We start from the raw sequence: 12,615 nt of genomic DNA, 5'->3' as shown, positions 1-12,615 counted from the left end.
GGAATGAAAACCATTGTTTTTACCGGAGGAGGATCCGCCGGACACGTCACGCCGAATATAGCGCTGATGACAAAGCTCAGCCAGTTAGGCTGGGAGATTCGATATATAGGTTCCGCAACAGGGATTGAGAAAGATATTATTGAACGCGAGGGCGTTCCCTTCTATCCGATTTCTTCTGGCAAATTACGCAGATATTTTGATCTGAAAAACTTCAAAGATCCTTTCAAAGTCATCAAAGGCGTTTACGAGTCTTATAGATTGCTTCGCCGTTTGAAGCCCGCCATCGTCTTTTCGAAGGGCGGGTTCGTTTCCGTCCCGGTTGTGCTGGGCAGTCGGATGAATAAAATACCGGTAATTATCCATGAGTCGGATATAACGCCAGGGCTTGCCAATAAGCTCTCCATTCCATTTGCGACCAAAGTATGCGTTACGTTTCCGGAGTCGATGCAGCATGTGCAAGATCAGAAGGCTGTGTTGACCGGACTTCCGATTCGGGATCGCATACGGAGCGGTAAAGCATCTGCCGGGTATCAGCTTTGCGATTTCCATTCTCAGAAGCCAGTCGTGCTGATTATGGGAGGAAGTCTAGGGTCCCAAGCAATTAATCAGGCGGTCAGGGGGAATCTGAATCGATTGCTGGAGCAGTTCCAAATTGTTCACTTATGCGGCAAGGGAAATATTGCACCAGAGCTTGCCGGCGTGCGGGGTTATAAGCAGTTCGAATATATGAATGACGAGCTGCCTGACGTTTTAGCCATGACGGAACTCATTATTTCTCGGGCTGGCGCGACTTCCATCTATGAATTTTTGATCCTGGAAAAACCGATGCTGCTGATCCCTTTATCGCTGCAGGCAAGTAGAGGAGATCAAATTTTAAATGCGAAATCGTTTCAGAAAGCCGGCTATGCGGATGTGCTTCCGGAAGAGGAGCTAACATCCGATTCCCTTACTGAACGGTTGGAGGCTTTACATGCAAACCGTGATGCTTACAAGTCCGCAATGGCTAACCGGAATGAAGCGGATGCCGTGGCTGCGATTGTCAAACTGATTGAAACGTACAGCAAATCGTTCTGAATTCGGAAACCGAATAGGCGATTGTCACACTCTCTCCGATTTTACATAAACTATACTATAACCGTGACAGACACCTAAGGCTCTATACGAGGCTAGACGTAGAGATTCGGCCGATTTCGTACCGGCTCGTATAGACGGAAGTGGCGAATGGAATATTCGTCCAGTCCGCCCGAAGTTCTGTGAAGGAGGTTTTCCCATGCAGCAATTAATATCCGACTTACATGCAGCCAATATTGGTGATATTCGAACGAATGAACGTCTTGCTCCCTATACGACTTGGAAAATCGGCGGTCCCGCCGATGTGCTCGTCATTCCCCAGCATAAAGACCAGGTAATCGCCGTTATTCGCATGCTTCAAGCACGCGGCGTTCCGTGGACGATTATTGGTCGGGGATCGAACTTGCTCATCCGTGATAAGGGGATACGAGGCGTTGTCATTAAACTTGGCTCTCTGCTTGAGACGCTTCGTTTTGATGGCGCGACCGTAATTGCAGGGGGCTCATACTCGTTCATTAAATTGTCCGTATTAGCAGCCAAAGAAGGATTAACCGGACTTGAGTTTGCTTCTGGCATACCTGGTTCAGTGGGAGGCGCCGTCTACATGAATGCAGGGGCTCACGGGTCCGATGTGTCACGCATACTCAAGCAGGCTGAAGTCATCCTGGATACAGGGGAATTGGTCACGATGCAGGCGGAAGATTTGCATTATGCTTATCGGCATTCGATCCTGCATACACTGCCCGGAATTGTAACGGAAGCTGTTTTTGAACTGCAGTTCGGGGATCGCAAAGAAATTGCTGGCGCTATGGCAGCGTACCGCGATCGGCGCCGACGCACGCAACCCGGTCAATTAGCTTGCGCAGGCAGTGTATTTCGCAATCCCGCTGGGGGGTTTGCGGCTAAGCTCATCGAAGAAGCTGGTTTGAAAGGCAAACGTGTCGGCGGAGCGGAGATTTCTCCCTTGCACGCCAATTTCATTGTCAACACAGGGAACGCTACAGCCGTGGACGTTCTCACGCTAATCCAAGAGGTTAAGCAAATCGTACTGGATCAGTACGGGGTCACGCTTGAGCCTGAGGTCTTGGTGCTGGGTGAGAGGTAAATCGGAGGTGGAATTTTGGAGAAGCTCGTTATCGAAGGTGGAAGACCTCTCTCGGGAGCCATCCAGATACACGGCGCGAAAAACGCCGCATTACCAATTTTAGCAGCTTGCATCCTGGCTAGCGGCACACATACCCTGCATAACGTTCCAAATCTGCTCGATATCGATACCATGCTGCGAATCCTTCGTGCGCTCGGATGCCGAGCAGAACAGCAGGGCGATACGGTATCTATAACAACATCCACAGCTCATTCCTCTCATATCCCTGAAGAATTGATGGGACAGATGCGCTCTTCCATCTTTCTAATGGGTCCGCTTCTTGCCAGATTCGGCAGCGTGACCGTGTATCAACCGGGCGGCTGCGCCATTGGCGAACGAAAAATCGACTTGCACCTAAAAGGATTACAAGCGCTTGGTGCGCGCATCGAAGAATCGGCGAACCAAATTGCTTGCGTGGCTGAATCGCTCAAAGGAAGTGAAATCGTTCTAGACTTCCCGAGTGTAGGAGCCACAGAGAATATTATGATGGCTGCTGTAAAAGCAGAGGGCGTTACAACAATCTACAATGCAGCACGTGAGCCTGAAATTCAGGATCTGCAAAATTTCCTCAACGCAATCGGCGCCGACATCATCGGTGCAGGCACGGATACAATTACGATTCGCGGAGTCAAAACGCTGACCCCTTGCACGTACAGCATCATTCCGGATCGAATTGTGGCCGGTACATTCCTAGTGGCTGCGGCGGCAACGAGAGGCAATGTTACATTGGAAAAGGTCAACCCCGCCCACCTAACCTCGGTCATCCATGTACTGAAGCGTGCAGGTGTTCAAATCTCAACTAGCGGTGATATAATACAGGTGAGCTGCCCGACAAGGCCAAAGGCAGTCGAACGTATCGTAACCTCGCCGCATCCGGCTTTCCCTACGGACCTTCAATCACAGGTGATGGTGCTGCTTTCACTAGCAGATGGGTTAAGCGTGATGAAAGAAACGATCTTCGAAGGTAGATTCAAACACGTAGATGAGTTGTCACGAATGGGTGCTGACATCCGTGTGGATATGAGTTCAGCCTTTATACGCGGTGTTCCAAGACTGTATGGAGCAACGGTAGAAGCGACTGATTTACGTGCCGGAGCTGCTCTTGTTATTGCCGGTCTGGCTGCGCATGGAACTACGAATGTTGAACAAATTCATCATATTGATAGAGGCTATGATAGAATTGAGCATATGCTTTCCAGATTGGGTGCTTCAGTGCATCGCCAATCACCCGTACCTAGCGAGTAAGCCGCATAGTTGACCTCCGCGAATCCCTTCCTGTCTTCAGGGAGGGATACACGGTTTTCACTTGTGGGGGAGAGCTGATTTTCTACTCACGTTGAAGAATTACCAGAAAACAACAGTAAAATGTACAGCTTAACTGACCGATAACGTTGTATACCCTCCTAAAATGAAAAGTGATCTTATACAGCTGGTTTGTCCTAGTTATCCACCAAACTTAACTAGAATTCTCACAAAAGCAGCTGAATCGATTGAAGTTAGTGTTGTTCAGAAAAACATTTAGGTGGTGCCCATTTTGTCCGAAGACCGCAAAGTACCCGCCTTGCCGACTCCCAAGCGACGCGCGCGTACGAATCGGAAGTTGCTCGGCTTTTTGTTTGTTTTTTTTATCACGGTGTTGGTGATTCTATTTTTTCAATCCTCACTGAGTAAAATTAGCGCCATACAAATTGAAGGCAATGAACTGCTGGCCACTGATACGATTGGACAAGCCGCACAGATTGTAGCAGGCGACCGTTTTTTTGCGGTAAGTTCGTCAATGATAGAACAACGAGTAGCTGCCTTGCCCGTTGTTAAGTCAGTGAAGGTAACGAAGCATTTTCCTGGAATCATCCATATTCTTGTGCAAGAATTTCCCAAAGTCGCTTTTCAAATGGGGGCGGATGGGAAGAAACAAGCGGTATTGGCGGATGGCGCAGTTGTGACGCTTCCGGTGGGCAGTGTGCCTATGGATATGCCGATACTAACAGGCTGGAGCGATACGGATCCGAACAAAACAGCTCTGTGCAAGGTGCTCGGAGAGATTCCCGTCTCCAGTCTCTCGGACATTTCTGAAATTAAGCCTGACCCATCCGAATCTTATCCGGATAAAATCAAGCTATATACACGATCACAATTCGAAGTGTATACAACAATTACTTATTTGCCGGATAAAATTGATAATTTGCCTGCTTATATTGCTAGCCTGCAAGAAGAGCATATAACAAACGGCATTATCAAAATGCTGGAAGTAGACAACCATGCACCATTTGATCCGAACGACGATCAGCAAAGCGATGCCGGCACATCGTCCAATGCCAAAGCATCTCCGACCCCTTCGCCCAATTCGAATAAGGAAAGTGGGAAGACGGGGGCAAAGGCAACTCCTAAATCGACACCTAAAGCAACACCCAAAGCTACACCGAAGGAAACAACGCGTCCTTCCTGACAAAAAAACGGTAGTTGGACTACTCAATCGCTATAAATAATGTTAAAATTAGTTTTATGGTTAATAATTCATTTACTAAAATAGTAGCTCTCCCTGAAATAATTGCTAGACGAGAATAGCCATTTGGGTGCGAGAGCTCATAAATCACTAACTTTCCTATATGTCAAAAAAAATGTAGAAAAAAGAGGGAATATGGCAGTTGTGTTGAATAAGTACAGAAGAATTTGTGATCAGCTCACTTTTTTACCAAGTTACAGGAGGTGCCAGGGGCTTGAGCAACAATGACATCATTGTTAGTTTGGACATCGGTACATCCAAGGTTCGTGCTATTATTGGGGAAGTCATAAACGGAACCATTAATATAATAGGTGTAGGATCTGCCGAGTCAGAGGGTATTCGCAAAGGCGCCATCGTCGATATTGATCAAACTGTGAGTTCCATTCGCAGTGCTGTAGATCATGCAGAACGTATGGTTGGCGTGGAAATTTCCGAAGTTTACGTTGGTATATCAGGCAATCATATCGCTCTGCAATCGAGCCACGGTGTTGTCGCTGTTTCCAATGACGACAGAGAAATCGGAGAAGAGGATATTGATCGAGTCATTCAGGCAGCAAGAGTTATCGCACTTCCTCCCGAGCGTGAAATCATTGGAGTTGTACCCAAGCAATATTTAGTAGATGGACAAGAAGGTATTAACGATCCTCGCGGCATGATCGGCGTTCGCTTAGAAGTGGAAGCGACGATTATCACTGGAGCGAAGACAGGAATACATAATCTAATTCGCGTTGTAGAAAAATCCGAGCTGAAGGTTGCAGGTCTCATCTTAATGTCGCTTGCGTCGGGTCAACTCTCTTTATCCAAGGATGAGAAATCGATCGGAACGGTTTTAGTCGATGTAGGGGCAGGGGCTACGACAATTGCTGTTTTTGAGCAAGGGAACTTGATAGCAACTTCGACAATCCCAATCGGCGGCGAATACATTAGCAATGATATCTCGATCGGTCTTCGTACGCAGCTCGAGATTGCAGAAAAAATTAAATTGAAATATGGTTGCGCTTCGATTGATGATTCCGCACCTGATCAAGTGTTCAAAGTAACACGAATGGGAAGCAATGTGGAAAAAGAATTTTCGCAAGTTGACCTCGCGAATATCATCGAACCTCGCGTTCAAGAAATCTTCCAGATGATACGTGCTGAAGTGCATCGCCTAGGCTATGGCAATTTAACTGGCGGTTATGTACTTACAGGCGGGACCGTTTGTTTACCAGGCATGCTCGCCGTTGCACAAGCCGAACTTGCTACGTCAGTGCGAATTGCTGTTCCGGATTTCATTGGCGTGCGTGATCCTTCCTTCACGAGCGGTGTCGGTATCATTCAATTTGTATCCAAATACATGAAAAATCGAAATTCTGGTTTAGCAAAGAAAAACGTAGTGAAGACAACTAGCAAGAAATCCTCCGTTAGCACTAAACCTGGTCTCATGGAGCGGGTGAAAAACTTTTTTAGTGAGTTTATATAAGCCGGTAGGTCAATCGGTTACATGCGATAACCTACGTAATAAATGGTAAGTGAATGTATAGTTAGGGGGATATGGCTCGCATGTTTGAATTTGATATGGATATGGACCAATTGGCTCAGATAAAGGTCATCGGTGTTGGTGGCGGCGGAAGTAACGCAGTTAACCGTATGATTGAAAATGGTGTAAAAGGTGTCGAGTTTATTACGGTGAACACGGATGCTCAAGCATTGCATTTTGCAAAGTCAGAACACAAACTGCAAATCGGCGATAAGCTGACGCGCGGTCTTGGGGCTGGAGCGAATCCGGATGTTGGAAAAAAAGCAGCGGAAGAATCAAGAGAACTTATTTTGAATACGCTTCGCGGAGCAGACATGGTTTTCGTAACCGCAGGTATGGGTGGAGGCACAGGAACAGGTGCGGCACCGGTTATCGCTGAAATTGCCAAAGAAGCAGGAGCTTTAACGGTTGGGGTTGTTACTCGTCCATTTACTTTCGAAGGACGTAAGCGCTCTTTACAGGCTGAGCAAGGCATTGCAGCGCTCAAAGAAAAAGTAGACACGCTGATTATAATTCCAAATGACCGTCTCCTCGAAATTATCGATAAGAAAACGCCGATGCTCGAAGCTTTTCAACAAGCGGATAACGTGCTTCGTCAGGGTGTGCAAGGTATTTCAGATTTGATCGCATTGCCAGGTTTAATCAACTTGGACTTCGCTGACGTGAAAACCATTATGACTGAACGTGGTTCCGCTTTGATGGGAATTGGTGTCGCAACTGGTGAGAATCGTGCAGCTGAAGCAGCGAAAAAAGCAATCTCAAGCCCTTTGCTTGAAACTTCAATTGAAGGAGCTCGCGGTGTTCTCATGAATATCACAGGCGGCATGAACTTGAGCTTGTATGAAGTGAATGAAGCTGCTGATATCGTAGCTTCCGCATCTGATATTGATGTGAATATGATTTTCGGTGCGGTAATCGATGATAGACTCAAAGATGAGATTCTTGTTACCGTCATTGCAACGGGATTTGAACATAAGGTGAATCCGTTACAACAGCAGGTCAAGCGCCCGAATGCGGCACAGCAAGAACCGACTGCTGCAACTGACGATCGTTTAAACAACTTGCGGCCTTTTGGTACGCAGCCGTCGAACGATCAACTGGATATTCCGACGTTCCTGCGAAACCGCGGACGGAATACTGACAAATAAATACACAAAGCTTGTAAAGAGACCGAGGTCCTACGATGTAGAGGCTTCGGTTTTTTGCTATTTTCACGATGTTTTCTTGCTAGAGAAGCCGCATCAAGTGACAAAAAAAGTTGCACATAACTAGCAAGTTTAGACAGACTTTGAAATATGCTTCTTATATACTGGTTTAGAACCTCAGAGTTTTTGCTGGAAATTGTGCTTACCCCGCATTATATGAGGAATTGTTCTTTGCATTTGTCTTGGGAGGTGAGCAAAGTGGTCGTCTATGCGGATCTCATTTTCCTATTGAACTTTCTGATGGATGCCGCCATGCTTGTCGTCACGGCTAAAACGCGGAAAATATCGTTCAAATGGTGGAGAATCGCAGGTTCGGCTTTTCTAGGAGCAGGGTATGTAGTGATGATGTTTTTACCTGTCCCCACGTTGCTATTTACATTTTCTGTGAAATGTATGTTTTGTATCGGGATGATTATGATAGCATTTGGCTTCGGCAGTTTACAAAATTTTTTACGAAACCTGGGGGCATTCCTGCTCGTTAATTTTGCCGTAGCAGGAGGAATGTTTGGCATCCATTATGTGTGGTCCTCCTCTTCTGAAGTGGTGAAAGGGATTGTTTTCACGCAATCGGGAGCACCGGTGTTTCAAGTTCAGGTTGGCATTCTATTTGTTTTGGTTTGCCTCTTTCCCTTAATTTGGTGGTTTCGAACTGTTTTTTTAAGTGCAAAGCAGAAAGAGGAGCTTACAACTTTCTTGGCTGAGGTAACAATCTATGTAGAAGAATTTACAGCAACCTGTAGAGGTCTCATTGATACCGGAAATCATTTGTATGATCCGCTGACGAGAACGCCTGTAATGGTTATGGAAGTCTCGGAATGGGGGGATGTGCTGCCGAGTGAATGGCTGCAGCGCATACGCTCTGCCGATGTCGACCAAATTATTAGCGGTTTGGGCACGGATGAGGAATTTGTATGGCAAGATCGGTTGCGATTGGTTCCTTACCGAGGGGTCAATCGTCATACGCAGTTTATGCTGGCTATTAAACCGGATAGGGTGGTGATTATCCATAATAATAAGCAAATTGAAGCTTCCAAAGTACTCATTGGACTCGATGGAGGCAAGCTTTGCAGTGATGGCTCCTATCAAGCAATCATTCATCCTACGTTGATTGCAGCTGGATAACGCGCTTTTGCGCCGATGCTAGCGATGTTGTTTCCACCCATGACGAAAATTACAATAGCTAATTATTAAATGGCATATAGCTCAGCTAATGCTCACGATGCAAGCTTTCCTCACGGAAAGCTCAGCAAATGCTTACGATGCAAGCTTTCCTCACGGAAAGCTCTTAGGAGGAAGTTAATATGCTCTTGAAGTGGAAATTGATGTTGCAGCTAACCTATTATCGCATCTTAATGTTCTTAGGGCTCAAAGGCGAGGAAATCTATTACATAGGTGGTAGTGAAGCGCTGCCGCCGCCACTAACGAGAGAAGAAGAAGAATACCTATTGGAAAAATTACCATCCGGGGATGCCGCGATACGAGCGATGTTGATCGAGCGGAATCTGAGATTGGTTGTCTATATAGCTAGGAAATTTGAGAATACGGGGATAAATATCGAAGATTTGGTTTCAATCGGTGCTATCGGATTGATTAAAGCAGTGAATACCTTTGATCCTGAAAAGAAAATAAAACTCGCTACCTATGCCTCCCGCTGTATTGAAAATGAAATTCTGATGTATCTCCGCCGTAACAGCAAGATCCGGACGGAAGTATCCTTCGATGAGCCCCTCAATATCGATTGGGATGGCAACGAGCTCCTTTTATCAGATGTGCTGGGAACGGAGAACGATACCATCTATCGTAACATTGAGGAACAGGTGGATCGCAAGCTGCTGCACAAGGCTCTGGATAAGCTGACCGAACGCGAGCGTATCATTATGGAGCTAAGATTCGGCTTGCAGGACGGCGAGGAGAAGACGCAGAAGGACGTTGCAGACCTATTGGGGATCTCGCAATCTTATATTTCAAGGCTGGAAAAGCGCATTATTAAAAGACTTCGCAAGGAATTTAATAAAATGGTGTGAGGAAAGGGAGGGAAGCCTCTCTTTTTTTACGCGAAAATTTTTTTTAGAAGCACGATAGCGAATTTGTTCAGGATATACGGGAGGGAGCAAGTCTATCCCTTTTTGTCAAGTGAGCTTAGAGCAGGTAAGGGAGGAATAAATCGATCTCTCACGGGGATAATTAACATTAATGTTTCTCCTTGGGAGGTAATCACGGTGACCCGAAATAAAGTCGAGATAGTTGGTGTTGATACCGCCAAACTGCCTGTTCTGACCAATGCTGAAATGCGCGAGCTATTCGCTGAGCTGCAGACCAATCAGGAGCGAGCTGCAAGAGAGAAATTAGTGAATGGGAACCTCAGGCTAGTTCTCAGTGTCATTCAGCGGTTCAATAACCGGGGAGAATATGTGGACGATCTCTTCCAGGTAGGCTGCATTGGCTTGATGAAAGCCATTGATAATTTTGATTTGAGTCAGAATGTCAAATTTTCAACGTATGCTGTACCGATGATCATCGGTGAAATTCGCCGCTATTTGCGGGACAATAACCCAATTCGGGTTTCTCGTTCCTTAAGGGATATTGCTTACAAGGCACTGCAGGTCAGGGATAGCTTGACGAACCAAAATTCGCGCGAACCAACGATTTACGAAATATCCGAAGCGCTGAATGTACCCAAAGAAGATGTTGTATTCGCTTTGGACGCGATTCAAGATCCGGTGTCGCTCTTCGAGCCGATTTATCATGATGGCGGCGATCCCATCTATGTCATGGACCAGATCAGTGATGAGCGCAACAAGGACATGTCGTGGATCGAGGGGATTGCTCTCCGTGAAGCGATGCGTAAATTGAATGCGAGAGAGAAAATGATTCTTTCGATGCGGTTCTTTGAAGGCAAGACGCAGATGGAAGTCGCCGATGAGATTGGCATCTCTCAAGCACAGGTGTCAAGGCTGGAGAAGTCAGCTATCTCTCAAATGCAGAAGCACGTTAAAACGTAAGCCACACATAGGAAGACCTGATCGGCTGGTGGACAAGCCGTGAAGGTCTTTTTTTAGTGTTTCAGGACATTTTGCCCACGTCCTACATATACTAGTACAAAGCAAGCTAAAATCCTTTGAAGATTCGTGGTGAGCAACTTCATGAAAATATCGGATTTCCAGACGAAGGATGTCATTAATATTGTGGATGGCAAGAAACTTGGACAGATCAGCGATCTGGAGCTTGACTTGCGTCAAGGACGTATCGAATCGATCGTTGTTCCCAATCAAAGCCGTTTCTTTGGTCTGTTTGGTACAGGGACGGATGTTATTATTCCATGGAAACATATTGTGAAAATTGGTGCGGATGTCGTTCTCGTCAAACTTGATGATGCAAGGCCCTATCGTCAAAATGAGGATAATGAGCAGGTTTACGAAATAAACCGTCAATTTCGAAACTGACAAAAGGCACACGAGCGAGAGCCAGCCGGTAGGGAAGGCGGGTTAAGCAAGTATCGTGTGTCTTTTTGTTTTGTGCTAAAGTAAGAGAAGAGAACGATGCTTAGGGGAGAGACATGAATTGGAACCATTTGTAAAACAAGAGAAAGATGGACAGCCCACCCTATTTACAATACAAAGTTGGATGGATCAGTATCCGGAAGTGACGGCAGGGTTTACTTCACGTCATGGGGGTGTTAGTAAGGCTCCGTATTCATCGCTGAATTGCGGTCTTCATGTAAACGATATTGCGGAGGATGTCATTCGGAATCGTCAGTTGTTAGCGGAGGCGCTTGGTCAGCCGTTTGAATCCTTCACATACGCGGAACAAGTGCACAGCAATGAAGTTATTGCAGTTTCCAGGCAAGAACGAGGAATGGGGAGAAGCACAAGAAATAGTGCTATTCAAGCGAAAGACGCCTTCATGACGAATGAGCCAGGCATCTTTCTTTGCGCGCAGTTTGCAGATTGTGTGCCGCTGTTTTTCTATGACCCCGTTCGCCAGGTCGTTGCTTTGGCGCATGCGGGGTGGAAAGGGACTGTGTTAAACATTTCCATGGCTACAATATCCGCAATGACACATACTTTTGGTAGCCAGCCTGAGCATATTCGCGCTGCTATCGGACCCTCTATTGGCGCTTGTTGTTATGAAGTGGATGAAACGGTAGCTGGACGCGTGCGGGAAGTGATTCCGAATGCAGAAGCGATGTCCGCAAAACGCTGGAATGTGCTTCAGGAAAAAGGAAACGGAAAGTTTATGCTGAATTTACAAGAATTAAACCGAATTTTGATGGAACAAGCAGGAATTTTGTCGTCCCATATCGAAGTAACTCAGTTATGTACAAGTTGCAAGTCGGACGTATTCTTCTCTCATCGGAAAGAGGGCGGAATGACAGGACGGATGATTGCTTGGATCGCACTGTCCTAAGGGAGTGACCGACAGCAAGGTGTTGAATCGAGGTGGCCAAATAAAGTGAGTTTACGTGAACGCATACATGAGGTTCAGGCGCGAGTTGTAGAGGCGTGCAAGCGAGCTGGACGAGTTGTAGAAGAAGTGAAAGTGATTGCTGTTACGAAATATGTTTCTTTGGAGACAACCCAATCTGTATTGGACGAAGGCCTTTTCCACATCGGAGAGAACCGGTGGCAGGATGTGAAGCCCAAATGGGAAGCGCTGCATGAGCGCGGCACTTGGCATTTTATCGGACATCTGCAAACGAATAAAGTGAAAGATGTTATCGGGAAATTCGCTTACATCCACTCTCTGGACCGAATGTCGCTGGCCAAAGAATTGGACAAGCAGGCCGCTGTTCTAGGCATTACAGTGCAATGCTTCTTGCAAGTAAATGTATCTGGAGAAGAGTCCAAATACGGCATGGCGCCGGACAACCTCTTCGAGTTCGCAGAAGAAATAAGCAAAATGAAGCATATACATATCGCCGGCTTAATGACCATGGCTCCTTACGAATTGGAGGCGGATGCGACCAGACCCGTTTTTCGAAGGCTAAGAGAGCTTAGGGACCAATTGAATGAGCGGAAGATCTTGCCTTTCGAAATAAAAGAGCTTTCGATGGGGATGTCAGGGGATTTCGAGGTAGCGATTGAAGAGGGCGCAACATGGGTCAGGCTCGGTACCGTTTTGGTAGGAAAAGAACTTTAAAGGTTGCGGAATCGTGCATGATCAGATAAGGAGG

General features: G+C 46.4%; 12 protein-coding genes. All 12 read left to right on the top strand.

All coding sequences use genetic code 11. From position 1 onward, the window contains the following. The first annotated feature begins 3 nt into the window (after nucleotides 1-3). The 12 genes from ABRS97_RS02810 to ABRS97_RS02755 all read left to right on the top strand — a co-directional run bounded on the left by ABRS97_RS02810 (nucleotide 4) and on the right by ABRS97_RS02755 (nucleotide 12,581). The gene (locus ABRS97_RS02810; RefSeq protein WP_367811368.1) at nucleotides 4-1,074 is read left to right on the top strand and encodes an undecaprenyldiphospho-muramoylpentapeptide beta-N-acetylglucosaminyltransferase; all 1,071 of its coding nucleotides are present in this window, start codon (nucleotides 4-6) and stop codon (nucleotides 1,072-1,074) included. 196 nt (nucleotides 1,075-1,270) lie between these two features. Beyond that, on the top strand, nucleotides 1,271-2,176 hold the full coding sequence (gene murB, locus ABRS97_RS02805; RefSeq protein ID WP_367811367.1) for a UDP-N-acetylmuramate dehydrogenase: 906 nt from the start codon (nucleotides 1,271-1,273) through the stop codon (nucleotides 2,174-2,176). Nucleotides 2,177-2,191: 15 nt separating this feature from the next. Further along, nucleotides 2,192-3,460 carry a UDP-N-acetylglucosamine 1-carboxyvinyltransferase gene (murA, locus tag ABRS97_RS02800; protein WP_367811366.1) on the top strand — a complete coding sequence of 423 codons (1,269 nt, stop codon included), beginning with the start codon at nucleotides 2,192-2,194 and terminating at the stop codon, nucleotides 3,458-3,460. A gap of 289 nt (nucleotides 3,461-3,749) precedes the next feature. Continuing rightward, nucleotides 3,750-4,661: a cell division protein FtsQ/DivIB gene (locus ABRS97_RS02795; RefSeq protein WP_367811365.1), complete on the top strand. Its 912-nt coding sequence runs from the start codon at nucleotides 3,750-3,752 to the stop codon at nucleotides 4,659-4,661. A gap of 271 nt (nucleotides 4,662-4,932) precedes the next feature. Beyond that, the gene (ftsA, locus tag ABRS97_RS02790; protein ID WP_367811364.1) at nucleotides 4,933-6,180 is read left to right on the top strand and encodes a cell division protein FtsA; all 1,248 of its coding nucleotides are present in this window, start codon (nucleotides 4,933-4,935) and stop codon (nucleotides 6,178-6,180) included. An 80-nt stretch (nucleotides 6,181-6,260) separates the two neighbouring features. Further along, entirely contained in the window at nucleotides 6,261-7,385 is a 1,125-nt protein-coding gene (ftsZ, locus tag ABRS97_RS02785) for a cell division protein FtsZ (protein ID WP_367811363.1), read from the top strand. 228 nt (nucleotides 7,386-7,613) lie between these two features. Beyond that, complete coding sequence (gene spoIIGA / locus ABRS97_RS02780; protein WP_367811362.1) at nucleotides 7,614-8,564, top strand: sigma-E processing peptidase SpoIIGA; 951 nt, start codon at nucleotides 7,614-7,616, stop codon at nucleotides 8,562-8,564. Between the two features lie 179 nt (nucleotides 8,565-8,743). Continuing rightward, nucleotides 8,744-9,466, top strand: a complete 723-nt coding sequence (gene sigE, locus ABRS97_RS02775; RefSeq protein ID WP_367811361.1) for an RNA polymerase sporulation sigma factor SigE — start codon at nucleotides 8,744-8,746, stop codon at nucleotides 9,464-9,466. 195 nt (nucleotides 9,467-9,661) lie between these two features. Further along, on the top strand, nucleotides 9,662-10,444 hold the full coding sequence (sigG, locus tag ABRS97_RS02770) for an RNA polymerase sporulation sigma factor SigG (protein WP_367811360.1): 783 nt from the start codon (nucleotides 9,662-9,664) through the stop codon (nucleotides 10,442-10,444). 141 nt (nucleotides 10,445-10,585) lie between these two features. Beyond that, nucleotides 10,586-10,885, top strand: coding sequence for a YlmC/YmxH family sporulation protein (locus ABRS97_RS02765; RefSeq protein WP_367811359.1), 300 nt, complete (start codon nucleotides 10,586-10,588; stop codon nucleotides 10,883-10,885). 118 nt (nucleotides 10,886-11,003) lie between these two features. Next, entirely contained in the window at nucleotides 11,004-11,849 is an 846-nt protein-coding gene (gene pgeF / locus ABRS97_RS02760) for a peptidoglycan editing factor PgeF (RefSeq protein ID WP_367811358.1), read from the top strand. A gap of 45 nt (nucleotides 11,850-11,894) precedes the next feature. Continuing rightward, entirely contained in the window at nucleotides 11,895-12,581 is a 687-nt protein-coding gene (locus tag ABRS97_RS02755) for a YggS family pyridoxal phosphate-dependent enzyme (RefSeq protein ID WP_367811357.1), read from the top strand. The last annotated feature ends 34 nt before the right edge of the window (nucleotides 12,582-12,615 follow it).

Origin of the sequence: Paenibacillus tabacirhizosphaerae (assembly GCF_040812395.1) — a bacterium.
Lineage (GTDB): Bacteria > Bacillota > Bacilli > Paenibacillales > NBRC-103111 > Paenibacillus_E.
Note: the sequence above shows the minus strand (reverse complement) of the source record. Positions and strands in the feature narration are given on the sequence as shown.